Genomic DNA, 24,002 nt, shown 5'->3' on the forward strand with positions numbered 1-24,002 from the left:
AAAAATGCGACTGCTTTTTTTAGTCTTGCTTTTTTTGCAATGCTCTTTTGCTAATGTTTTAAGCGCTAAAGATGCCTTTAAGCTTGATATTTTGGCAAATGAACAGGCTTTAATTTTGAAATTTAATATAGCAAAGGATCATTTTTTATATCACAATCAGCTTAAAATCAAGCTAAATGATAAGGACCTCACAGCTTTAATAAACTACCCGCAAGGCGAAATTAAGCAAGAGCAAAAGGTTTATTTTCATTTGCTTGAATTAGCACTTTCAAATTTAATGTTAGATGATTATGTTGAAAACGATTCTAAACTAAGCATTTGGTATCAAGGCTGTTCAAATGATGGCTTTTGTTATGCTCCGCAAAAGCGTGAATTTAGAATTTTTAAAGAGGGTCAAATTTATAAAACTAGCCCTTATGAAACAATGCAAAGTGAAGAAGAGCAAATTGCCTTTTCTTTGAAAAATGAAAATTTAGCACTCATCTTGCTTAGTTTTTTTGGTTACGGACTTTTACTTTCTCTTACGCCTTGCACCTTACCGATGATTCCTATTTTATCTTCGCTCATCATAGCAAAAGGTGGCACGAAACCCTCTAAAAAACAAGGCTTTTTACTTTCTTTAATCTATGTGTTTTTTATGTCTTTAGCCTATGCTTTGGCGGGAATTTTGGCTAGTTTTTTGGGTGCTAGTATTCAAGCACTTTTACAGCAAACTTGGCTTTTAGTAGGTTTTTCTTTACTTTTTGTTTTCTTTGCTTTTGTGTGTTTTAGTGGTTTTAATTTTGAATTACCTAAAAGCTTACAGAGCTTAATCCAACACAAAACAAGCAAAACAAAAGGCGTTTTAGGCATAGCCTTAATGGGCTTTTTATCTGCCCTTATCGTAGGTCCTTGTGTGGCAGCACCTTTGGCGGGGGCTTTGCTTTATCTTGCGGATTCTGGTTCATTTTTACTTGGGGGTTTGGCTCTTTTTACGCTTAGTTTTGGTATGGGTGTGCCTTTGCTTTTTGTGGGGCTTGGATTTGGCTTTTTAAAGCCCGGCTTTTGGATGCAAAGAATTCAAATTTTCTTTGGTTTTGTAATGTTAGTTATGGCACTTTGGATACTTTCACGCATTATTCCCTCAAATTTAATTATGCTAGCTTATGGAATTTTGGGTGTATTTTTTGTCGTTTTTATGGGACTTTTTGAAAGAGCTTGTAATGGGATACAAAAAGTGAAAAAAGCCTTTTTAATCTTAATATTAGCTTATAGCTTAATGCTTTTTCTTCAGGGTATTTTTAGTATCAATTCCTCTTTAAATTTTAATCAAAAAGAAGTAGAAAGGCAAACATTAAGCTTTAAAACATTACAAAATTTAACACAAATCAAAGAAATAATCGAAAAGGAAGAAAAAGTTTTGCTTTATTTTACCGCTTCTTGGTGTGAATATTGTAAAATTTTAGATGCAAAGGTTTTTAGCGATGAAAGAATCATCGCTAAATTTGCAAATTATGAAAAAATTAAGATTGATGTGAGTGAAAATAGCCCCTTACAACTTGAAATAATGAAAGAATTTAATGTCTTCGCCCCACCCGTTCTTATCTTTTTTGATAAAGGTGAAAGGCGAGATAAAATTACAGGTTACATTACAAGCGATGAGCTTTTAAAAAGGGGTTTGTAATGAGGCTAGTTAGTTTGCAAGTGGGGAAAATTAAAGATTATGAAAAATTTAAAAGCGCTTTTATCAAGGATATTTATTTGCAAAATGCCTTTATAAGCACTTTAGGCTTGAGTGAAAATGAAATTGCCGATACAAAAAATCACGGAGGCGTGTTTAAGGCTATTTTTGCGAATGCGACAAGTAATTATAAGCTTTGGGAGGAATTTTTGGGTAAAAAGCTAAGATATGGGGCGATGGGGGAGAATTTAAGCTTAAGCGGACTTGATGAAAAAAGCGTTTGCGTGGGAGATATCCACCGCTTAGGAGAGGTTGTTTTACAAGTGAGTGAGCCACGCTCACCTTGCGTGAAAATTTCAAAAGTGCATCAAAAAAATGATTTTTGTGCGAAAATTTTTGAAAGTGGGCTTAGTGGGTGGTATTATAGGGTTTTAAAGGAGGGAAAATGCTCTGTCAATACCTCACTTGAAATCACACAAAAACACCCTGCAAAACTTAGCATTATGGAGTTAAACAGGCTTTTTTATGAGCCAAAAACCTTTTTAAAGCAAAATCCAAATTTGAAAGAAAAAATCGAACAAGTAAAGGACATTTTAAGCAAAGAGTGGCAAAAAAGCATTGCCCTAAGGCTTAAAAATCAATATGATACAAGCTATATGCACAATTTATAAAGGATAAGCCATGCAAAGACAAACTTGGAGTAATACCCTCACTTACATCTTAACCGTAGCTGGTGCGACCATAGGCTTTGGAGCGACTTGGCGTTTTCCTTATTTAGTAGGAGAAAATGGCGGTGGAGCCTATGTTTTAGCCTTTTGCCTTGCTATGATTTTTATAGGAATTCCTGTAATTTTGGTCGAAAATATCATCGGCAGAAAGGCGATGAAAAATAGTGTCGATGCCTTTAAGGGAAAATGGCAGAGCGTGGGCTATATGGGGCTTTTGGGAAGTTTTGGGATTATGGCTTATTATATGGTGCTTGGGGGCTTTGTTTTGGTATATATTTTTTCTTTACTCTTTGGGGATTTTAATCTTTCAAGTGCCGTGAGTAAAGAATATACGCACGAATTTTACACACAAAATATTGCCTTTAATCCTCTTGGCGTAGGGATTTTTACAACCATTTTCGTCGTGATAAATTGGGTAATTTTAAGGCGTGGGATTATCGATGGGATTGAAAAAGCTGTGAAATTTTTAATGCCTATGCTTTTGATTTGTCTTATTTTGGTTGTGGGGAGGAATTTGAGCTTAGATGGTGCTATGGAGGGGGTTAAATTCTATCTTTTGCCTGATTTTTCAAAACTTAGCCCTAAACTTTTCATCGATGTTTTAGGACAGGTATTTTTCGCTCTTTCTTTGGGCTTTGGCGTGATGATAACGCTTTCTTCTCACCTTAGTAAAAAAGAAAATATGATAAAAACGGCGATTTATACAGGGATTTTAAATACGCTGATTGCGGTTTTGGCGGGTTTTATGATTTTCCCAGCACTTTTTTCAGCAAATTTAGCACCAGATAAAGGTCCTTCTTTAGTCTTTGAAACCCTACCCATAGCCTTTTCTTATATTCATTTTGGGACCTTGATTTGTGCTTTATTTTTCTTTCTTTTACTCATTGCAGCACTAACGACTAGTTTGCCTATTTATCAAGTGATTATTAGCGTTTTAGAGGAGAAATTTAAACTTAAGAAAAAAACCGCCATTAATCTTACTTTAGGCGTGATTTTTATTTTGGGAAATTTGCCTTGTATTTTAACTTATGGACCTTTAAGCGATGTTGTTTTGATAAGGGGTAAAAATATTTTTGACACCTTTGATTTTATTAGCGGCAATGTGCTTTTTGTTTTGACGGCGTTTTTGTGTTGCATTTATGTAGGCTGGGTGTTGAAAAAAGAGCTGTGCTTAAGAGAACTTTCAAATGAAGGTGAGCTAAAAAGTGCTTGGCTTAGCGTGTGGTTTTATTATGTGAAATTTATTGTGCCTTTGATTATTTTGGTGATTTTTTATTTTGGTATGGTAAATTAAAGCCCTTAAATTCATATCTTTGTAGCATAGTTTCATTTCCTAAAAGCCCACCTTGATGGATATAAAGGGGGTTTTTGAGCTTATTTTTATGGTGGATTAAGGTGCTAAAGCCTAGCATATCATAAAGTAGGTCAAATTCTACGCCACATTCTTGCTTTAAGGCGTGATACAGGGCGTAAAATTCCGCGTAAGGCTTGGCAAAATGGTATTTTTTAGGCGGCTCTAAAATGAAAAGATTAGAAAAGTCATAAAGCGGTTCTAATCTTAAAATTTGCTTCTTTAAATAAGCACTTCCTCCCACACAAGCACAGGTAAAAACCCTAAATTCGCTATGTTTGGCTAGAAAAGCAGCAGATGTGCCTGTGCCTGAGGGTAAAAAAATATCAAATTTCACGCCTTGCTCTTTGCTATGCTCTTTTAATTCTTTGGCAAGTTCTTTATAACCAAACTCGGCATTTTGATTTGTTATGCCTTCCTCGATAAAAATATCTCCCTCTTTACAGAGGCTAAGTGCCATTTCTCTATGGCTTGGAAAGGATAAATTTTCTAAAATTTCTGCTTGATTTTGTAGGGCAAAGGCATAGTTTCCGCAAGGATTTTGCTTTAAAAAGCTTGAAATTTTTTCACATACAAAGATGAGTTTATAATTTTTTGCAAAAATGCTAAGGGCGGCTAGGGCGTTACTTTGTGAGCCTCCGTAACTTACAAAGCGTTGATTTTTGGGATAATTTTGCTGAAGATAAAAGCGAAGTTTTCTCGCCTTATTACCATTAAGCTCACCTAATAAATCATCGCGTTTAAGATAAAATTCTAAGTCTTTAAAACGCCTTTTTTCAAGCACACTAGCGAAATTCAAAGAAATTTTCAAGCTCCTTTAGGGCTGTGTCATTTTTAAGGCTAAATTTAATTTCAATCCTACGACTTAAGTCCTTATCCTCCACGCCATTTTTTAAAATAGGCACAGAAAAGCTCCTCCCACTTGCCATTAAAAGCTTTTGTAGTCTTTCGTCTTTGTAAAAACTATAAATAAAACTCATCACTTCATAAGCTCTTTTTTGCGATAAATCAAGATTGTAAATATAAGAACCATCGCTGTCTGTGTGTCCTTCGATGATGATATTTTCGATATTTTTGCTGATATTTTCATCATTTAAAATACCCGTCAAGTAACCACTTAAAATTTTCTTAAGGCTAGTCTTAGCTTCCTCTTTTAAAATGAAAGAATCTTTGTCAAAAAGCACTTCTGCCGGTAAAGAAATCGCCCCTGTTTTTTGGTCTATGCTGATATTTTCATCAAGCTTTTTTTGTAATTCTTTGCTTAAATTCTCCCTGATAAAGCTTAAATTTTCTACCCTTTCTTTAGCCTCTTTGAAATCTTGCTGGATAGCTTTTAGCTCTTTTTCTTTAAGTTCGATTTGATTAAGTAAAATGAGAATTTGCCTGTCTTTTTCATCAATATTATTTTTTAAATCCTTACTTAAAGTGCTAATATTATTTTCAAGTTCTGTTTTTTGAGTGTGAATAAGATTGAGTGTATTTGCGGTGGCATTTAATTCTTTGCTGAGTTGAAACACTATGCTTTCTTTATCTTTTAAAGCTTGTTTGCTAAGCTCTAAATTTGCTTCTTGGGTGTTTAAGTTTTCTTTGATTATTTTTAAATCGCTTTGTGTTAAGACATATTTAACCACGATAGCACCGATTAAAAGTATGAAAATAAAAAGCAGTCCCGCCATTAAATCCGCATAAGCGATCCAAAAATTCCCTTCTTCTTTATTATTTTTCATCATCTTTTTTTAAGTCTTCTTTATTTTCTTCATCTTGAGTTGCTTTTAAATTCTCATTTTCTTTACCTTCTAGTTTGGCAATCACTTCTTTTGTTTCATTATCTAAGGCGTTTAATTCTTTTTTAAATTCGTCCATTAATTCGATTTTTTCATCGATATTTTTTTCTTCTTCATAAATTTCTTTAAATTTCTCCATACCCTCAAAAAGACTTGTTTTAAAGCCGTTAAAGACTTTTTCTTGATTTTCTAGCATTGCTTTTTCATAAAGTTCGAAATTTTTAGAAAAGCGTTCGATTTTATCGTCAAAATTTTCTAAGGTTTTATCTAAATGGGTGATTTTTTCTGTGCTTATGTTAAGAAGTCTATTGTATTGCTCACTCATTCTAGTGCTAACTTCTTTTAAGTTTTGATTAAGCAAACTGACTCCATTTAGCATTTCGCTATAAAGTTTTCCTAAATCTCTTTGGTCTCTTTGCATTTTAGAAAGCTCACTCATACTTTGTTTGATATGCTCACTACTAAGTCTAATCGCCTTTTCTTCGATATTTAACATATCTTGAAAAATGCCAAATTTACGCTCTATAGTGTGGTCAAGTTCGCTAAAAAAGTCATCGCTGCTTACTTGCTTAAAGATAGTTCCTATCTTATCAAAATGCTGCAAACTCTCGCTTAAATATTTTAAATCAAGCTCTTCTTTTGTCCAAAAAAAGCCCTCGGTTGAATTTTTTTGACGATTTAAGAGTCTTTGAATTTTGCTTGAGCCAATTTTTTCAAAGAAAATCCACCACAAAGCAAGAAAAATTCCATAAATCGACACATAAAAAGCCGTGCCAACTCCACTTAAAAGTAGGGCTATTTCTTGCTCTAGAGCCTCTGTATTTGAGGAAGAAAAATTTGGCATAGAAAGAGCTATACTAATGAAAGTGCCTAAAATTCCCATCATAGGAAAGATAGTCGCACCCACTGCGGCGAAATTCTCATTGCGCGTCCCTTTAATGTAGGCATTAGCAAAATCATCAAAATTAGCATTTGACTTTGTATCTTTTCCTATGGTTAAAAAATGTTTCATAATGTAACGCTTTAAAGCCTGTTTAAATTCATCTTTTTGTTGTTCGAAGATGTTATAGGCGTATTCAGCACTATGCCTAGCAAAAATTAAAGCACTAAGATAAATAATTCCTGTCATTACGAGGGTATGGATTTCCACTTGAAAATTGATTTGTTTGAGGTAACCAAGCACTACAAAAGCATAAAGTAAAGTAGGGATAAAAATAATTTTAAGATAAACTAAAGAGCCTCTTTTTTCCTTACTTTCAGGCAAAATTAACTCAGAAAATTCTTGTGCTTTTAACTCCATAAAAAGACCTTATCGATAAGTTTTATTTTAAAGACTTCATCTTCAAAATAAAACCAACCTTAAGGCTGGTTTTCAATTTTTATTAATGCAATTTAAATGTTCAAAAGCATCTTCAAGTCTTTTTACCATACTTTCCTCTCCAGCTCTAAGCCAAGCGCGTGGATCGTAGTATTTCTTATTAGGCTTGTCATCGCCTTCTGGATTGCCGATTTGCCCTTGTAAAAATGTTTTATGTTTTGCTTCATAAGCCCTTACTCCGTCCCAAAAAGCCCACTGTGTATCGGTGTCGATATTCATCTTAATCACACCATAACTAATCGCCTCCCTTATGTCCTTTAGCTCACTTCCACTTCCTCCGTGAAAGACAAAATGCACAGGCTTATCGTTATTTAGTTTAAATTTTTCTTTGATAAAAAGTTGCGAATTTTTCAAAATTTCAGGCTCAAGGCTTACATTGCCGGGCTTATAAACTCCGTGCACATTACCAAAACTTGCCGCGATAGAGAAATTTGGGCTAATTTTCATTAATCTTTCATAAGCTAAAGCTACATCTTCAGGTTGAGTGTAAAGCTTGGCATTATCAATGCTTGTATTATCGACCCCATCTTCTTCACCACCTGTGCAACCAAGTTCGATTTCTAAAGAAATTCCAAGCACACTAAGCTTTTTAAGATAATCCTCACAAGTGCTGAGATTATCCTCCAAGTCTTCTTCGCTTAAATCAAGCATATGCGAGCTAAATAAGGCTTGATTATGATGTGCTTTAAAGCGTGTGTTTTCGGCGATTAAAGCATCAATCCAAGGAAGGAGCTTTCTAGCGGCGTGATCAGTATGTAAGATTACGGGCACACCATAAGCCTTAGCCATTAAATGCACATGTCTAGCTCCACTTATAGCTCCCAAAACATCGCCATTTGGGCAGTTTTTCCCTGCGAGAAATTGAGCCCCTCCGTTAGAAAATTGTATAATAACGGGAGAATTGACCCTTCTAGCCGCTTCTAAAACGGCATTTATAGAGCTACTTCCCACGACATTAACCGCAGGAATAGCAAAATTTTCACTCTTAGCATAGTCATAAACGAGATTAAGCTTATCTCCGCTTATAACTCCTGCCTCAACGATATTTAAAAGTCCCATTACTTAATTTCCACTTTAGCGTTTTTATAAAGTTCTTGTCCTTTAAGGGCTATTCTTTTTTGAAATTCTTCAAATTTAAGTCTGTTTTCAATGCCCATTTTGGCATCTTTAAAGGCGACTTGTTCTTTCGCTCTTGAATCTTGCTTTAAGATAATGTGATAACCGAAATTCGTTTTTACCGGAGTTTTTGTGATTTCACCATTTTTAAGAGAAAAAGTTGCATCAGTGAAAGGTTTTACCATAGTCGATTCATCAAACCAACCCAAGTCGCCGCCATTAGCAGCTGAGCCTGTATCGATTGACTTTTCTCTTGCAATTTGTGCAAATTTATTTTCTAAGTCTTTAGCCTTTAGATTTTTAAGCTCATTGATGATGTTTTTAGCTTCTTGTTCGCTTGTTACTAAAATGTGTTTAGCCTTGACTCTTGCTGGTTTTACAAATTGCTCTTTGTTTTTTTCATAAGCTTCTTTAACCTTAGCAGCATCAACTTTAATATCTTGTATCATTTTATTTTGATAAACATTGAGTAAAAGCTCATCTTTTGCACGCTCAAGTCCTTTGATATACATAGGGTCTTTTTCTAAATTTTGTTTTTTTGCGTCCTTTAAAATTAAATCCTGCATAACATATTGTTGAATTAAAGCTTTTTGTTGTTCTTCAGGTAATTTTTTGAAATCTTGCCCTCTAAGCATTGGAGCGTAAAATTCATTTACTTCTGTGTCGCTGATTTTTTCACCATCTACGGTTGCTACTGTGGCAGCATTTAAGCTTAAACTTACGCTAGCGATTAAACTAGCTGCAATTAAAGAAAATTTTTTCATAATGTATCCTTTTTGAAAATTGTTTGTAAGTGATTATATATAAACTTGGTTAAAACTAATTAACTACAATAAAAAAATGAAAAGAAATTTAGCAATAAAAGAACTTTTTTTAAAAAAATTTGATAAGCCTGTTACAGAACTCAAATTTTCTACCCTTTACGAGCTTTTAGTTTGCGTAATGCTTTCAGCTCAATGCACCGACAAAAGGGTTAATCTTATCACTCCCGCACTTTTTAAGGCTTATCCTGATGTTAAAAGCCTAGCTAAAGCAAATTTGGCTAGTGTGAAAGGCTATATCCAAAGCTGTTCGTTTTTTAATAATAAGGCACAAAATCTCATCAAAATGGCACAAGCTGTTTGTGAGCATTTTAATGGCGAAATTCCTTTAAATGAAAAAGATTTAAAGAGTTTAGCGGGTGTAGGGCAAAAAACTGCTCATGTGGTTTTGATAGAGTGGTGTGGAGCAAATTTTATGGCGGTGGATACGCATGTTTTTCGTGTTTCTCATCGTTTGGGCTTAAGTAAGGCAAAAACTCCAGAAGCCACAGAGGAGGATTTAACACGCATTTTTAAAGATGAATTAAATTATCTTCATCAAGCTATGGTGCTATTTGGTCGCTATACTTGCAAGGCGAAAAATCCTTTATGTCATCAATGTTTTTTGTATGATTTTTGCAAAAGTAAGGATAAAAAATTAAAGGAGAAAGTGTGAAAATTCTAATTTTACTTGCTATTTTTAGTCTTTCTCTTTTTGCAAAATATGAGCTAGATGAGGAATTTAAAGGCTATTTTAACGGCTTAAATTGCTCTATTGTGATGGATAAAATTTATTATATTAATTGCTATGATTATCATTTAAAAGGCTCAAAAGCTCTAGCTTATGAAGTTAAAGCGGAAAATTTAGTCTTAAAGCAACTTAAAAAAAGACCAAGATTTGAAGAAGATTTTGCTTTAGCGAAAAAATATAGAACTCGCTGGGAAGACTATAAAAATAGCTCTTATAGTAGAGGACATATCGCACCTAATGCGTCTTTTAGCTATTCTTTGGCTTCACAAAAGGCTGTATTTTTGATGAGTAATATTACGCCACAAAATTTTCAAATTAACAATAAAATTTGGAACGATATAGAAAAAAGAGAAAGAGAGCTAGCGCACAAATTTCAAAAAATAGCCGTCTTAAACCTTATGCTTTATGATGTAAATCCTAAACGCATTAAAAACCATATTGCCGTGCCTAGTTTTTACATTAAAATTTTTAAAGCAAAAGATTTTAAAGAGTGCTATAAAGTGCCTAATATTAATGTTTTAGATGAAAATATTAACACTTATCAAATTTCTTGTGAGAATTTTTAATGCTTTTAACAACGCTTTATATTATAGGAATTTCTGCTGAGGGTATGACAGGGGCTTTAGCCGCTGGACGGCATAAGATGGATCTTTTTGGAGTGATTTTCATCGCTTTGGTAACGGCGATTGGGGGTGGGAGTATTAGAGATGTGCTTTTGGGGCATTATCCTCTTACTTGGGTTAAGCATCCTGAATATATTATTTTAATATGTTTTTGTGCGCTTATTGCCACTAGAATTCCTCGCCTTGTTACAAGACTTGAGAGCCTTTTTCTCACTCTTGATGCAATAGGACTTGTCGTTTTTAGCATACTTGGAGCACAAATTGCTATTAATGAAGAATATGGTCTAATCATCGCCATTTCGGCTGCTGTAATCACAGGTGTTTTTGGTGGAATTTTAAGAGATATTTTGTGTATGCGAATCCCTTTAGTTTTTCAAAAAGAAATTTATGCTGGTATTGCTATTATTTCTGGTGCGCTTTATTATGTCTTAGTGGTTTGGGTGCAACTTGATGTGTTTGTTTGCACTATTATAACGCTTATTGTGGGTGTGGGAGCGAGACTTTTAGCGATTAAATATCAATGGTCTTTGCCGATTTTTTCTTATAAGGAAGAGAAATGAAAAATTTTTTCTTATTAACAACTTCTTTGTTTTTTGTAGCTTGTGAGCAGACTAGATCGCTCGAATTTTACGAGCAAAATCCACAAATTGCTAGAGAAAGGTCTTTGGAATGTCGCGAAAAATCTATCATCAGTCAAGATTGCGTTAATGCCCATAAGGTCGGTTTTCCAAAAAGTAAAAAAGGAAATGCTAACAAAAAAAGCGGTATAAAGGGCTGAAAAATTTCATTTTATATCAAATTTTTCAGCATTTTAAATCAGTTTAAGCGGTTTAATCTGCTAAATCTGCACTAAAACTAACATTAACCAAAGGCCAAGAAATAGTGCCGTGTCCTGGAGCAGCGTCGCTTAAGTCTTTTAAGGCTTTAGCACCATTTTTAAAGCTGTGTAAATCAAGTTGCCCCTTAGCTTCGAATTTACCATCTTTTATCGTATAGCTTAATGGCATAACCGTGCTTTTTTTGTCTAAAGTAACCTTAGCACTGATAATCCCTTTATTATCGCCCTCTACAAGATTTTGAAAAACAACCTTGATGTCTCCTTGACCAAGCAAGCTTGGGAAGAAAACATTGACAATATTATTTGTGATAGGTTCAGCATCCTCTCCCATAAAGGCTGATTTAGGATTGATAGTAGCTTTGGCATTTTTTAAATAAGAGCTAATATCTTTTGTATCCTTTCCTAGTGAATACTTAACCTCTTTAAATTCTCCACTAACACCTACCATATCGGCAGTTTTAAATCCTTCAAACGCTATTTTTAAGCTATCTTGCTTGAAAGAAAACGCATTTAACCCAGAAGTCAATAAACAAAAAGCTATGGAGCTTAAAATTACTTTCTTCATCATTAATCCTTTCTTAAAATAAAATTTGAAATGTGATTATACATAAAAAAAATTAACTAAAAAAAATTATTAAAAACTAAAATATTTTCATTATCTATCTTTTTCCTTCTTTTTAATTTCATCTTTAGAGAAGATGATTTCAACCGCTTCGATGATTTCTTCGGCTATTTTAGCGATAAAGGCTGTATCATTAAGGATAGAAATGCCCTCTGTTGTGGTGATTTTGCCTTGTGAGAGAAGATTTTCTATTTTTTTCAGGGTTTCATTATCAATTTCTTTTAACATTTCTTTTGCTTTTGTGAAATTTTTAATGATAAGATAAGCCTTTTCATCTTCGACTAAACGAAGTTCCTCCACACTTCTTAAAAGCTCTCCTAAATTTATTCTTATAGTGTTGTATTCATTTGCTAGATTTTCGTTTTGAGAATTGGAGTTTTTTTTGATATTAGTCTGTATGATTTTGAGATTTTTAGTCGCTTCTGTTAAGTTTTTAGCGGCGATTTTAAAGGCGAAAATGCGTTCATTTTTTGCTTCGTCTTTGATGTGAAGCTGTGCTTTTGCGGAAAATTCCATAATGGCTTCAAAAAGCACTTTAATTCTTGTTTGGTATAAATAGTCTAAATCGACATTTTGCCTAAACCATTTTTTTGTTTTGATAATTTCGCTAAAGCTTAAATTTGAGCGTATATCTCTGCGGTTAAAGCCTATAGTGTGAGCGATAATAGCATAAGTATTATTATAAAGATGTTCGCTTTCTTTTCTTAAAGCTTCAATGGCTGTGTCTGGATAATGCGTAAGATTAGGGTCTAAATAAAGGGCTTTGTCTTTATTTTTATCTTTTGCAGCCTTGATGAAGCGGTCTAAAAATTTGACAATGTGTTTAATTAAAAGACCAAATAAAATAACGGCGATGAGATTAAAAAGCGTGTGAAAAACGGCAGTTTTAAGGGCAAAATTATCCTTAGCTATGCCGACAAATTGAGCGATAAAATCAACCATCATTACAAAATAAGGAAAAACAGCCAAAACAATTACCGCAATGCCAAAATTAAAAATACAATTTGCAAGGGCAAGTTTTTTCCCTTCGATATTTGTGCTAAGTGAAGCAAGTAGAGCCGTTACCACACCTCCAACACTAGTTCCTAAAGTCGCCGCCAAAGCATTTTCGTAAGAAATTTGATGAGAAAGTAGGGCTGAGATGATGATGGCTAAAGTGGCGTGGGAGGATTGTATCACGCCTGTTAAAATAGCCCCAAGTGCCGTAAATATAAGCACTCCCTTAAAGCCCTCGACATTAAAACGCTCTAGATTGAAAATTTCCTTAACTTCTTCAAAGCCATTTTTAATATAATCTACTCCCAAAAAGAAAAAGCCTATGCCAATGAGAATTTGCCCCACTCCTTTAAAAATCGCATCATTTTGAAAAAAAAGCAAAACCCCAATAATAAGCATAGGTATAGCAAAGCTTGAAATTTTAATGCTTGTAATCCCAACGATAAGCCAAGAGCCAGCACTATTGCCTAAATTTGCACCAAACATAATGCCTATGCCTTGAAGAAGTGAGATAAGACCAGCCGAAAGAAAAGAAATGCTAATGATAGAAACAAGCGAAGAAGACTGCATAATCACAGTGCTAATCGTGCCAAAAATAATGCTTTTTGGTGTCGTATCGGTGCTTTTTGCTAGAATTTTTTCAAGCAAACCACCGCTAAAAGCTTTAAAACCTCCATTTAAATTCATCATACCTATAAGCAAAATAGCCACTCCCGCTAAAATACTAGCAAGCTCATCATAAATCACAAGCATATAAGCTAAAATAGCGATAAAAATGATAATGGCAATTTGTTTGATATATTTGAAGTCGTGTTTATTTTCCTCTTGCAAATGCTCTCCTTAGGCTTTTAAGCTCCCAAATGCATTCATCAGTTTCTCTCTTAAAGTATCGCTTAAAATTTCTGCATTTTTAAGATAACGCAAGATTAAATTTTCAAGCTCTTTTAAAAAGTTAAAAAGCTCACTTTGCCAAATGGAGTCATTTTTCTTGCTTAAATTCATCGTTTGTATGAAAGTTAGTTCCCTGCTTAAATCTCCAAGCGATTCTAAAAATTCTTCTTTTTTCTCGTCTTCTAAAAGCTCAAATTCTCCACTTTCTACACCTTCTTTTAAGGCTCTTATCTCCTCATCAATAATATCACAAAATTGAGGATAAATATCTGCTTTTATCGGCTCTAAAAGCTTATTTTCATCTATATTTAATGTGAGTTTTTTCACAGCAAAATAAAGTGCTAAAAAACTTAGAGCTGCGATTAAAAGATAAAAGCCTATCATTTGATAAGCTCTTTTTCGTAGGCTAAAACGCCTCCTTCTAAATTCACGCCCCGAATTTCAAGCTTATCAAGCACCATTGAAGCAGCGATTTCGCTTCTGTGTCCGCTACGACAGATAAAGGCTAGGGTTTTGTCATTTTTTTGATATTTTGCCTTAAATTCTTCTATAAAATTTTCATTTAAAAGCCCCATATCATCAAGTAAAGCGACACATTTTACACCATCAATTACACCTTCTTCTCGCCACTCGCTTGGCGTTCTTACATCAAAAATTTGGTAAGAGCTTAAGCTCTTATTCCAAATTTTAGGAGCGATATGCTCTATCACGATAAAGCCTTAGTGATGATTTTGCTTAAACTTGCATTAAATTCGCTCGCATTTTCTATACCCATACCCTCGCTTAATTTTGCCATATTAAGAGTTAAAATGGCGATATCTGGGACAAAACTTTCATTTTCTTTTAGTTTTGCAAAAATGCTATGCTTAGGATTTAGCTCTAAAATGGGCTTGACATTTTGCTCTTGACCCATCTGTTTTAAAAGTTGTTGCATAGCAAAATCGGGCTTATTTTTATCATACACTATACAGCTTGGGCTATCTTTAAGTCTTGAAGTAAGTCTCACATCTTCAACTTCATCTTTTAAAAGCTCTTTAAATTTTGCAAGAAAAGGGGCGAAATTTTGCTTTTCTTCTTCGCTTAGTTCGTTTTTATCCTCGACTTGATTGATCGCTGTGAATTTCAAGCCCTCAAATTCACCAAGCATAGGCATAATAATGCTATCAATCTCATCATCAAGTAGTAAAACTTCAATATTTCTAGCCTTATAATCCTCAAGCAAAGGCGAATTTCTTAGGAGGCTTTCGCTACTTCCTATAATGTAAAAAATCTCTTTTTGCTCATCTGCTAGGTCGTTTTTATACTCTTCTAAGCTTCTTAAATCCGCCCCTTTAGAGCTTTTAAAATACATCAATTTTAATAAGCTTTCCTTCTCTGTGCTAAAGCCATAAAGCCCCTCTTTTAAAACTCTGCCAAAATTCCTAAAAAAGCTTAAATATTTTTCTTTATCTTTTTCTTTAAGCTTTTGAAGTTCGCCTAGAATTTTTTTAACACTTGCTTCTTTAACGCCCTTTAAAATGACATTTTCTTGTAAAATTTCACGGCTGACATTTAAAGGTAAATCCTCCACATCGATAATCCCTCTTACAAAACGCAAATAAGTCGGCAAAAGCTCCTTATCATCATCGCTGATAAACACACGCTTCACATAAAGCTTCAAGCCACTTTGATAATCGACTCTATAAAGGTCAAAGGGTGCATTTTGTGGGATAAAAAATAAAGAATTATACTCAAGCTTACCCTCGCTTTTTGTATGGATATAAAGTAAAGGCTTATTTGTATCGTGAAAATTTTGTTCGTAAAAATTTTCATAATCATCTGCCTTAAGGCTTGATTTTGACATCGTCCAAAGAGCGTTTGCCTTATTAATTTGTGAGATTTTAAGCTCCTTTTTAGGCTCTTTATTTTCTTTTTGCTCTTCCTCGCTTAGAGAGACAAACTCCTCTTTTTCCATAAAGATAGGAAATTGTATGTGATTAGAATATTTCTCTACTATGCCCTCTATCTTAAATTCGTTTAAAAATTCTTCATCTTTAAGATGTAGGGTTATGCTTGTGCCTTGCGTGTCTTTTTGTGCTTCTTCTATCTCATAGCCATTTGCATCAGAGCTCCATAGATACGCCTCATTTTCTAAAGCCTTTTTGCTTAAAACTTCGATTTTATCCGCCACCATAAAGGCTGAGTAAAAGCCCACGCCAAACTGCCCTATGAGTTGCGAGTCCTTTTTCGCGTCTCCACTTAAATTTTCCAAAAAGCTTTTTGTGCCGCTTTTTGCTATGGTGCCAAGGTGGTTGATTAAATCGTCTTTATTCATACCTATACCATTATCGCTTATGGTAAGGGTTTTTTTGTCTTTATCAAGTTTAAGTTCGATTTTAGGTTCGAATTTTAAGCCCTTATAGGCATCATCACTCACGCTTAAAAAATTAAGCTTATCTAAGGCATCGCTAGCATTAGAAATAAGTTCGCGTAAAAAAATCTCCTTATTAGAATATAAAGAGTGTATCATAAGTTGTAGAAGTTGATTAACTTCAGTTTGAAATTGCATTTTTTATCCTTTTTAAAAATTTGTCGCATTGTAGCAAAAAATTTACAATAAAACCGCCCTTTCTTGCTCCAAACGCTCTTGCATTGTTTTTCTTGTATTTTCTAGCCAATTTGCGTCATTTGTATCCACAAGTGGTAGGGCTATAAGCTTTAAAATTCCACTTTTTGCTTCGAATTTTTGAGTATCTAAAATCTTAGCAGAATCGACAATTAAAACAGGTTGCACCTTTAAATTTAATTTCTCGCTTAAAATCTTAGCACCGCTTTGAAATTTAAGCATTTTTTCACTTTTTGAGCGTGTCCCTTCAGGGAAAATTGCCAAAACTCTCCCCGCCTTAAGTCTTTCTTTAGCCTCTTTTAAAACACTCACTAAGGCGCGTGGATTTTTCCTATCTATGCAAAGAAGTTGAGACTTTTTAATGGCGATTTGAAACACAGGAATTTCACCCAGCTCTTTTTTAGCTATCCAGCATAAATTCTTAGGATAAATGCTCTCAAGTGCGATAATGTCTAAGGCACTTTGATGATTCATCACTAGCATTTGTGCGTCTTGGTGAAATTCGCCTATAAGTTCTATTTTATAGTTTAAAATTAGCTTTTGGGCTTTAGCCCAAAGACGGCGAATTTTCCAAATGCTATTTTGATTTTGTGTGAAGCAAAAGGCTATAATCACACCACTAACGCTAAAAATAAAAAATATCCAAAAAATTAAAGCTTTAATTTTTGAGTAAATCTGTGTCATTAACCCAGCCTATTTTGCCATTTTTAAACAAAACTTTAATGTAATTTTCTCTTTTTCCTAAAATTTCTACCTCTTCTTCTGTGTTGGTAGTGTAAAAATAAGTTGAAGGTTCAGTCGGTAAAATTTTGACCCTAGTATTTGTTTTTAAAAGTCCATTATGCGTATTTGTATCGACTAAAAAGCTTAGAGCAAAACTTAGCAAAGCAAAACCTAAGATAAAATAATTTCTTTTAAAGATAAATAAAATCGCCAAAACAAAAGCCAAAGCCCATAAGGCGTATTGTTTATAGATATTAAAGTCCTTATTTGTAGGATTTAAATCGCTTTGCGTGCTGATTTCATCATTAGAAATTTGAAGCTTGATGTTAAAATTTTCAAGCTTTTTACTTTCTTTATTAAAATAAGAAAATTCAAAATGATTTTTATTTGCAGGGAAAATGGCATAATAAAATGCCTTTGAAGCGTTAAAATCGCCCTTATAATTTTCAATGCCTTGTTTTTGCACTCCATTTACAAAAAAGCTCTTAAGATTTGCATTTGTCGCATTTAGCTCAAGCATCATAATGATATTTTTTTCATCAAAATAATTTGTCTTAACTTGCCCTACATCCAAAGAGCTTGCCACGATATGAGCGTAAGTTTGCTCTTTGGGTGGGTATTGAAAACGCAGGGGTTGAATTTGCAAACTAGCCTTTTGAAAGACCTCGCCATTTCTTAACATAGAAACGACAATTTGCTCTAAATTTGCATTAGCGTCCTTAGCCTCAAACCATAGCGTATTTTTATAAGTATCATTAGAAATTTTTTCAAATGAGTTTTTAGGGTTTAAAAAATGCAAGCTGTCATTTTTGACTAAAGAGAGGTTAAAATCAAATTTAACATCTTCCAAAGTTTTAGCGTAAAGCTCTATGTTAAAGGCTTCTCCTACATAAAAATTTTGCGGATATTCCTCACTCGTTAAGGCTAAGCTTGAATGTGCCACATAATCTTCATAACGATTATTTTCATAATCTGTATTTTCATCGCTTGGGGCGATATTTTTGTAAAATTCTTTTTGGCTTTCTATCGTTTTTTGCTGACCTTCAAAAACGGATGGTTCCGCCCATAAAATTATGATAAATGAAAATAAAACGCTTAAAATTCTCAAGATAAAAATCCCTCAAACATCTTAAGCCCTACATCATCACCCAAAAGCTTTTCGCAAGCTCTTTCAGGGTGAGGCATAAGACCGAAAATTTTCTTAGTTTCATCACAAATTCCAGCGATATTATTACAAGAGCCGTTAGGATTATTTTCATATTTGAGTGTGATGAGGTCTTTATCTTCTAGGTATTTAAGCGTAGCTTCATCGGCATAATAATTCCCCTCGCCGTGTGCTATGGGAAGGGTGATTAGCTCATTTTTGTGAAATTTTTTTAAAAAAGCATTATCGTTAGAAACGATTCTTAGGGTTTGATTTTTGGAGATAAAGCTTAAATTTTCATTATGCTTCATCGCACCCTTTAAAAGTCCTGCTTCGAGTAGAATTTGAAAGCCATTGCAAATCCCAAGTATAAAGCCACCTTTTTTAGCGTGTTTGAAAACGCCTTGCATAGCGGGAGCAAGTTTAGCAATAGCCGCACAACGCAAATAATCCCCATAAGAAAAGCCCCCCGGTAAAACGACCAAATCCGCCTCAAATTCCCTTTCCTCGTGCCAAACGAGCTGGACTTTAGCACCGATTTTTTCAAAGGCGTATTGTGTGTCAAATTCGCAATTTGTCCCTAAAAATCTTATAATAGCAACTTTCATTTTTTCTTCTTAAAGTAAAATTTCATAATCTTCTATCACACTATTAACAAGCAGTTCCTCGCACATCTTAGCTACAAGCTCTCTAGCCTTTTGCGTGTCGCTTTCATCAAGTTCGATTTTAAGCTGTTTTGCCACACGCACTTCTTTAACCTTAGAAAAATTTAAAGAGTGCAAAGCCTTTTCTAAAGCCTTGCCTTGCGGGTCTAAAACGCCATTTTTTAAAAATACATTAACAACAACTTGCATTTTTATCCCTTAACTTAAAATTCTTTTTAAAACTTCTTCATAAGCCATTTTGACATTGCCTAGATCTTGCCTAAATCTATCCTTATCAAGCTTTTCATTTGTCTCTTTATCCCAAAAACGGCAGCTATCAGGGCTTATTTCATCGGCTAAAATGAGCTTATCATCTTTATCTAAGCCAAGTTCGATTTTAAAATCGATCAGTCTTAAATTTTTCTTATCAAAAAAGTCCAAAAGTATGGCGTTAATTTTCCTAGCTATTGTTTTAATTTCCTCGATTTGCTCTTGATTTTTGACTAAATTTAAAAGCAAACAATGCTCATCATTGATGAAAGGATCGCCCAAAGCATCATCTTTTAAGCAAAATTCCACTAAAGCAAAAGGAAGCTTTGTGCCGTCTTTAATGCCAAGCCTTTTTGTAAGAGAGCCAGTAGCGACATTACGCACGATGACTTCAATAGGCACGATTTTGCATTTTTTAACAAGCTGTTCATTTTCGCTTAAGGTTTGAACCAAATGCGTAGCGATTCCTCCTTTTTCTAAAAGATGAAAAAGCTCGGTGCTAATTTTGCAATTAAGCGCCCCCTTACCCGCTTCATTACCCTTTTTTTCAGCGTTAAAGGCAGTTAGGTCATCTTTAAATTCCGTGATAAGCAAAAATTCATCATCGGTTTTAAAAAGCTTCTTGCCCTTGCCCTCGTAAAGCAATTCCTTCTTTTCCATTTTTATTTTCCTTTTTTGATGTTTAGAATTTTAATGCTATCAATTGCCGCTTTTAGCTGTGCGTCTTCATTGATTTGTTTTTTTGTGATAAGGCTTTTATTTTCCTTTAACTCTTTTTTATTTTCTTTCTTTTCTAATTTCTCAAGCTCACTTTCTAAGTGTTGCTTTAAATCACTTTCTTTAATGCTAAAGCCATCTTCTTTAGCCGTAACCTTGCCCGGGAAAACTTCCACATCAGGTTTTACGCCCACAGCTTGTATGGTGCGTCCGCTTGGGAGATAGTATCTTGCTATGGTGAGTTTTAAAGCCTCTGTTTTGTTTAGAGGTATAGTTTGCTGCACACTGCCCTTACCAAAGGTATTTTCCCCCACGATAATGGCTCTTTTTAAATCTTGTAAAGCTCCGCTTACAATCTCACTTGCACTCGCACTTCCGCCATTAACTAAAACGACTAGGGACGAATTTGAAATTTTATTTTTAGGATCTGCCTTATAGTCCTTATTTTCACTTTCATTTCTACCCTTTTGAGAAACGATAATGCCCTTATCGACAAATAAATTTGTAAGTCCTATGGCTTGGTTTAAAATCCCTCCCGGATTATTTCTTAAATCTAAAATTACGCCCTTATTATTAGGGTATTTTTTAAGCTCTTTTCGTGCTTCATCGACTATATTTTTATTAAAACTTGTAACTCTAAGATATAAAATGTCCTCATCTTCTATCCTTTTACTATAAACGCTCTCTACCTTGATGATTTCTCTTGTTAAATTCACATCAAAAGGCTTACTTGCTCCCTCTCTAAAAATGGTTAAAGTGATTTTGGTGCTAGGCTTTCCACGCATTTTATCCACGGCATCATTTAAGTTCATACCTAAAGTGGCTTCATTATTGATTTTAAGGATAATATCGCCTGATTTGATCCCCGCTTTATCCGCAGGAGTTCCCTCTATGGGTGAAACCACGCTCAAAGCTCCGTCTTTCATACCCACAGTGATCCCAAGTCCGCCAAATTCGCCACTCATTTGCATTTTCATATCATTATAATCTTTTTCATTTAAAAAAGAAGAGTGTGCGTCCAAATTTGTCAAAAGTCCTGAAAGTGATTTATCGACTAAATCGCTAATATTTTGCTCATCGACATAATACTGCTCGACAATTTGAAGCGTTTTAGTAAGTTTTTCCAAAGCTTCGAGGCGTTTTTGCATTTGTTCCGTTTTATCATCGGCATATAAGACATTTGCAAGTCCAAGACATAAAATAAGCGATCCCGTAAATCCCGCTAAAGCAGCGAGAATTTGTTTCCTTTTCACTATCAACTCCTTAAAGATTTTAAAGCTAAGATTTTAATAAAAATTTGTAAATACAAAGAATTTGCATTTTTTGCTACAATTTTGTAAATTTCAAAAAGAGAAAGTAAAATTATGCATCATCACCACTCCCCCAAACACATCAAGCAAATTTCAAACCGCCTAGCCAAAACCATAGGACATTTAGAAGCCATTAAAAAAATGGTAGAAAATGACAAAGACTGCAGCGAAATTCTTATCCAACTCTCCGCCGTTAAATCCGCCGTTAATAACACTGCCACCGCTATTTTAAAGGAGCATTTATCGCATTGTCTTATTCACGCTTTAGAGGAAAATGACCATAAAAGTTTAGAGGATTTGCATAAGGCTATTGATATGTTTGTAAAGTAAATTAAAAAAATTTATTAAAATAACTTGACATTAATAGACTAAAGATATATAATACCACCATTATAAAACTAAAAGGAGCTATTATGGCAAATTTACAAGATTTTCTCACAGATTCTATGCTTTCAAATGTCGAAAGTGCAGTCTCTTTAGCGATACATAGTAAAAATAGTGAAGTCGTCCCGCTTCATCTTTTATGGGCTTTAGCGGTAGATAGCACGAGCCTACTTTCTCAAATTTGCAATAAACTTAACATCTCAAAAGAAGCCCTAGAGCTTGAGCTTAAAAGCCAAATTAAAGCCTTACCTACAAGCTCAAATGTAAGCAGAGATAATATAAGAATTTCAAACGAGCTTTTAAATTCCTTAGAAAATGCTAAGGGTTTAATGAGTGCAAATGGCGATAGTTATTTAAGCGTAGATACCTATCTCATCGCAGAAAGTAAGCGTTCTCCCATTAAAGAGCTTTTAGCTAAATTTATGGATTTAAACGAGCTTAAAAAAGAACTAGAGCTTTTAAGGGCAGGGCGTAAGATAGAGAGTAAAACAAGCGAAGATACTATGGACTCTCTTAATAAATTTGGCATAGATTTAACGCAAAAAGCCCAGCAAAACGAGCTTGACCCTATCATAGGTAGAGAAGAAGAGATAGAAAGAACTATGCAAATTCTCATTAGAAAAAGTAAGAATAACCCTATCCTACTAGGTGAGCCAGGCGTTGGTAAAACAGCCATTGTAGAAGCCTTAGCACAAAGGATAGTGAAAAAAGATGTCCCCACTTCTTTACAAAATAAACGCCTCATCGCCCTTGATATGAGTGCCTTAATCGCAGGGGCAAAGTATAGAGGCGAATTTGAAGACAGGCTTAAAAGCGTGGTTGATGAAGTGATAAAAAGTAAAAATGTGATTTTATTTATCGATGAAATTCACACCATAGTAGGAGCAGGGGCTAGCGAGGGCAGTATGGACGCGGCAAATATTCTAAAACCAGCCCTAGCAAGAGGCGAACTTCACACCATAGGAGCGACTACGCTTAAAGAATACCGCAAGTATTTTGAAAAAGACGCCGCTCTTGAGCGCCGCTTTCAGCCTGTAAGTGTGAGTGAGCCAAGCATTAACGAGGCTTTGGCTATGTTAAGAGGCATTAAAGAAAAGCTTGAAATTCATCATAATGTAAGCATTACAGACTCCGCCCTAGTTGCAGCGGCAAAGCTTTCTAAGCGTTATATAAATGATCGCTTTTTACCTGATAAAGCAATCGATCTCATTGACGAAGCAGCCGCCGAGCTTAAAATGCAAATAGAAAGCGAGCCAAGCTCTTTAAGAAAAGTAAGAAAAGAGCTAGAAACCTTAGAAGTCGAAAAAGAAGCGCTTAAAATGGAGCAAAATGAAGCAAATGAGAAAAGATTAGAGGAAATTGCCAAAGAACTAGCAAATTTAAAAGAGGAGCAAAACGCCCTAAACGCCCAGTTTGAAAACGAAAAAAGTGTATTTGATAGCATAAGCGTTAAGAAAAAAGAAATTGATATGCTAAAAAACGAAGCGAATTTAGCTAAAAATAAAGGCGATTTTCAAAAAGCCGCCGAGTTAGAATACGGACAAATCCCAGCCCTAGAAAAAGAAGTTTTAAGCCTTGAAGAAAAATGGCAGCTTTTAAGTCAAAACGGCGTTTTATTAAAAAATAAAGTCGATGAAGACCTAGTCGCAGGAATTTTAAGCAAATGGACAGGCATATCCGTGCAAAAAATGCTAAAAAGCGAAAAGCAAAAATTCCTAGAAGTCGAAAAGCATTTAAAAGAAAGCGTCATAGGACAAGATAGAGCCTTAAACGCCTTAGCCAAGGCGATAAAACGCAACAAAGCAGGACTAAACGAGGGTAGCAAACCCATAGGAAGCTTTTTATTCTTAGGACCAACAGGCGTGGGTAAAACCCAGTCCGCCAAAGCTTTAGCGAAGTTTTTATTTGATGATGAAAAAGCAATGATTCGTTTTGATATGAGCGAATTTATGGAAAAACATAGCGTTTCACGCTTACTTGGTGCGCCTCCGGGCTACATAGGACACGAGGAGGGCGGAGAGCTTACTGAAGCCGTGAGAAGAAAGCCTTATAGTGTGATTTTATTTGACGAGGTAGAAAAAGCACATAAAGATGTTTTTAACATACTTTTAGGCATATTAGATGACGCAAGAGCCACAGATAGCAAGGGCGTGAGTGTGGATTTTAAAAATACCATTATCATTTTAACTTCTAACATCGCCTCAACCGCTATTATGAATTTAAAAGGAAAAGAGCAAGAAGAAGCCGTAAAAGCAGAGCTTAAAAGTTTCTTTAAGCCCGAATTTTTAAACCGCCTTGATGAGATTATCACTTTTAACCCATTGGGTGAAAATGAAGCGTATGAAATCGTCAAACTTCTCTTTAAAGACCTGCAAAAAAGCCTAGAAAATAAGGGCTTAAAAGCGACCTTAAGCGACGAAGCGGCTAAATTTATAGCTAAAGAGGGCTTTGATGAGGATTTTGGAGCAAGACCTCTTAAAAGAGCCATTTATGATAAGATAGAGGATAAATTAAGCGATATGATTTTAAGCGATACCTTAAGCCTAAACGATACCATAAGCATAGATTTAAAAGAAAATGAGATAGTGATTAATAAAATTTAATATTATTTACTTATCATTAAGCTTTTAAATTTATCATTTCATCGTGTAAATTAAACATTCATAA

Annotated in this window: 24 protein-coding genes and 1 pseudogene; 9 read left to right on the forward strand and 16 right to left on the reverse strand. The window is 34.6% G+C overall.

From position 1 onward, the window contains the following. The first annotated feature begins 4 nt into the window (after positions 1 to 4). Genes dsbD through EL158_RS01320 form a run of 3 tightly spaced genes read left to right on the forward strand, consistent with a single transcriptional unit; the run spans position 5 to position 3,682 of the window. Positions 5 to 1,663: a protein-disulfide reductase DsbD gene (gene dsbD, locus EL158_RS01310; RefSeq protein WP_027303838.1), complete on the forward strand. Its 1,659-nt coding sequence runs from the start codon at positions 5 to 7 to the stop codon at positions 1,661 to 1,663. Beyond that, positions 1,663 to 2,331: an MOSC domain-containing protein gene (locus tag EL158_RS01315; RefSeq protein WP_027303839.1), complete on the forward strand. Its 669-nt coding sequence runs from the start codon at positions 1,663 to 1,665 to the stop codon at positions 2,329 to 2,331. The genes dsbD and EL158_RS01315 overlap by 1 nt, the downstream gene beginning before the upstream one ends. A gap of 10 nt (positions 2,332 to 2,341) precedes the next feature. After that, positions 2,342 to 3,682 (forward strand): sodium-dependent transporter, encoded by a 1,341-nt coding sequence (locus tag EL158_RS01320; RefSeq protein WP_027303840.1) that lies wholly within the window; start codon positions 2,342 to 2,344, stop codon positions 3,680 to 3,682. On the opposite strand, the gene EL158_RS01325 is transcribed toward EL158_RS01320, so the two are convergent. The 5 genes from EL158_RS01325 to EL158_RS01345 form a co-directional block, all read right to left on the reverse strand. Further along, the gene (locus EL158_RS01325) at positions 3,645 to 4,538 is read right to left on the reverse strand and encodes a 1-aminocyclopropane-1-carboxylate deaminase/D-cysteine desulfhydrase (protein ID WP_027303841.1); all 894 of its coding nucleotides are present in this window, start codon (positions 4,536 to 4,538) and stop codon (positions 3,645 to 3,647) included. The two genes, EL158_RS01320 and EL158_RS01325, sit on opposite strands and share 38 nt — an antisense overlap. Beyond that, positions 4,525 to 5,466 (reverse strand): OmpA family protein, encoded by a 942-nt coding sequence (locus EL158_RS01330; RefSeq protein WP_027303842.1) that lies wholly within the window; start codon positions 5,464 to 5,466, stop codon positions 4,525 to 4,527. Before EL158_RS01330 ends, EL158_RS01325 begins: the two co-directional genes overlap by 14 nt. After that, positions 5,456 to 6,823, reverse strand: a complete 1,368-nt coding sequence (locus tag EL158_RS01335) for a MotA/TolQ/ExbB proton channel family protein (protein ID WP_027303843.1) — start codon at positions 6,821 to 6,823, stop codon at positions 5,456 to 5,458. The genes EL158_RS01330 and EL158_RS01335 overlap by 11 nt, the downstream gene beginning before the upstream one ends. A 72-nt stretch (positions 6,824 to 6,895) precedes the next feature. Further along, on the reverse strand, positions 6,896 to 7,960 hold the full coding sequence (gene fbaA, locus EL158_RS01340; RefSeq protein WP_027303844.1) for a class II fructose-bisphosphate aldolase: 1,065 nt from the start codon (positions 7,958 to 7,960) through the stop codon (positions 6,896 to 6,898). After that, a complete protein-coding gene (locus EL158_RS01345) occupies positions 7,960 to 8,781 on the reverse strand; it encodes a peptidylprolyl isomerase (RefSeq protein WP_027303845.1) in 822 nt (273 codons plus the stop codon). Before EL158_RS01345 ends, fbaA begins: the two co-directional genes overlap by 1 nt. 76 nt (positions 8,782 to 8,857) lie before the next feature. On the opposite strand from EL158_RS01345, the gene nth reads away from it, so the two are divergent. Genes nth through EL158_RS01365 form a run of 4 tightly spaced genes read left to right on the forward strand, consistent with a single transcriptional unit; the run spans position 8,858 to position 10,969 of the window. Next, positions 8,858 to 9,493 (forward strand): endonuclease III, encoded by a 636-nt coding sequence (gene nth / locus EL158_RS01350; RefSeq protein WP_027303846.1) that lies wholly within the window; start codon positions 8,858 to 8,860, stop codon positions 9,491 to 9,493. After that, positions 9,490 to 10,134 carry a DNA/RNA non-specific endonuclease gene (locus EL158_RS01355; RefSeq protein ID WP_027303847.1) on the forward strand — a complete coding sequence of 215 codons (645 nt, stop codon included), beginning with the start codon at positions 9,490 to 9,492 and terminating at the stop codon, positions 10,132 to 10,134. The genes nth and EL158_RS01355 overlap by 4 nt, the downstream gene beginning before the upstream one ends. Then, positions 10,134 to 10,751 (forward strand): trimeric intracellular cation channel family protein, encoded by a 618-nt coding sequence (locus tag EL158_RS01360; protein WP_027303848.1) that lies wholly within the window; start codon positions 10,134 to 10,136, stop codon positions 10,749 to 10,751. The genes EL158_RS01355 and EL158_RS01360 overlap by 1 nt, the downstream gene beginning before the upstream one ends. Next, the gene (locus tag EL158_RS01365) at positions 10,748 to 10,969 is read left to right on the forward strand and encodes an EexN family lipoprotein (RefSeq protein ID WP_027303849.1); all 222 of its coding nucleotides are present in this window, start codon (positions 10,748 to 10,750) and stop codon (positions 10,967 to 10,969) included. Before EL158_RS01360 ends, EL158_RS01365 begins: the two co-directional genes overlap by 4 nt. 52 nt (positions 10,970 to 11,021) lie before the next feature. Here EL158_RS01365 and EL158_RS01370 read toward each other — a convergent pair whose 3' ends face one another. The 11 genes and pseudogenes from EL158_RS01370 to EL158_RS01420 form a co-directional block, all read right to left on the reverse strand. Then, positions 11,022 to 11,594, reverse strand: coding sequence for a hypothetical protein (locus tag EL158_RS01370; protein WP_027303850.1), 573 nt, complete (start codon positions 11,592 to 11,594; stop codon positions 11,022 to 11,024). Positions 11,595 to 11,684: 90 nt separating this feature from the next. Continuing rightward, entirely contained in the window at positions 11,685 to 13,478 is a 1,794-nt protein-coding gene (locus EL158_RS01375) for a Na/Pi cotransporter family protein (RefSeq protein WP_027303851.1), read from the reverse strand. Between the two features lie 9 nt (positions 13,479 to 13,487). Continuing rightward, complete coding sequence (locus tag EL158_RS01380) at positions 13,488 to 13,922, reverse strand: hypothetical protein (RefSeq protein ID WP_027303852.1); 435 nt, start codon at positions 13,920 to 13,922, stop codon at positions 13,488 to 13,490. Beyond that, positions 13,919 to 14,248 carry a rhodanese-like domain-containing protein gene (locus EL158_RS01385; RefSeq protein WP_027303853.1) on the reverse strand — a complete coding sequence of 110 codons (330 nt, stop codon included), beginning with the start codon at positions 14,246 to 14,248 and terminating at the stop codon, positions 13,919 to 13,921. The genes EL158_RS01380 and EL158_RS01385 overlap by 4 nt, the downstream gene beginning before the upstream one ends. Continuing rightward, positions 14,245 to 16,086 carry a molecular chaperone HtpG gene (htpG, locus tag EL158_RS01390; RefSeq protein ID WP_027303854.1) on the reverse strand — a complete coding sequence of 614 codons (1,842 nt, stop codon included), beginning with the start codon at positions 16,084 to 16,086 and terminating at the stop codon, positions 14,245 to 14,247. The genes EL158_RS01385 and htpG overlap by 4 nt, the downstream gene beginning before the upstream one ends. Before the next feature lie 42 nt (positions 16,087 to 16,128). Next, on the reverse strand, positions 16,129 to 16,827 hold the full coding sequence (locus EL158_RS01395) for a lysophospholipid acyltransferase family protein (RefSeq protein ID WP_027303855.1): 699 nt from the start codon (positions 16,825 to 16,827) through the stop codon (positions 16,129 to 16,131). After that, a complete protein-coding gene (locus tag EL158_RS01400) occupies positions 16,802 to 17,974 on the reverse strand; it encodes an SH3 domain-containing protein (RefSeq protein WP_027303856.1) in 1,173 nt (390 codons plus the stop codon). The genes EL158_RS01395 and EL158_RS01400 overlap by 26 nt, the downstream gene beginning before the upstream one ends. Continuing rightward, positions 17,910 to 18,618 (reverse strand): annotated as a pseudogene (purQ, locus tag EL158_RS01405) (phosphoribosylformylglycinamidine synthase subunit PurQ). Before purQ ends, EL158_RS01400 begins: the two are co-directional and overlap by 65 nt. 9 nt (positions 18,619 to 18,627) lie before the next feature. Further along, positions 18,628 to 18,864: a phosphoribosylformylglycinamidine synthase subunit PurS gene (purS, locus tag EL158_RS01410; RefSeq protein ID WP_027303858.1), complete on the reverse strand. Its 237-nt coding sequence runs from the start codon at positions 18,862 to 18,864 to the stop codon at positions 18,628 to 18,630. A gap of 9 nt (positions 18,865 to 18,873) precedes the next feature. After that, the gene (gene purC, locus EL158_RS01415; RefSeq protein WP_027303859.1) at positions 18,874 to 19,584 is read right to left on the reverse strand and encodes a phosphoribosylaminoimidazolesuccinocarboxamide synthase; all 711 of its coding nucleotides are present in this window, start codon (positions 19,582 to 19,584) and stop codon (positions 18,874 to 18,876) included. 2 nt (positions 19,585 to 19,586) lie between these two features. Further along, positions 19,587 to 20,912: a S41 family peptidase gene (locus EL158_RS01420; RefSeq protein ID WP_174705432.1), complete on the reverse strand. Its 1,326-nt coding sequence runs from the start codon at positions 20,910 to 20,912 to the stop codon at positions 19,587 to 19,589. 93 nt (positions 20,913 to 21,005) lie between these two features. Between EL158_RS01420 and EL158_RS01425 the strand changes: the two genes are divergently transcribed. Together EL158_RS01425 and EL158_RS01430 are read left to right on the forward strand one after the other, a co-directional pair. After that, positions 21,006 to 21,281 (forward strand): metal-sensing transcriptional repressor, encoded by a 276-nt coding sequence (locus EL158_RS01425; RefSeq protein WP_004276174.1) that lies wholly within the window; start codon positions 21,006 to 21,008, stop codon positions 21,279 to 21,281. Positions 21,282 to 21,364: 83 nt separating this feature from the next. Next, a complete protein-coding gene (locus EL158_RS01430; RefSeq protein WP_034955777.1) occupies positions 21,365 to 23,938 on the forward strand; it encodes an ATP-dependent Clp protease ATP-binding subunit in 2,574 nt (857 codons plus the stop codon). Positions 23,939 to 24,002: the final 64 nt, after the last annotated feature.

This window comes from Campylobacter upsaliensis (assembly GCF_900637395.1).
GTDB classification, from domain to species: domain Bacteria; phylum Campylobacterota; class Campylobacteria; order Campylobacterales; family Campylobacteraceae; genus Campylobacter_D; species Campylobacter_D upsaliensis.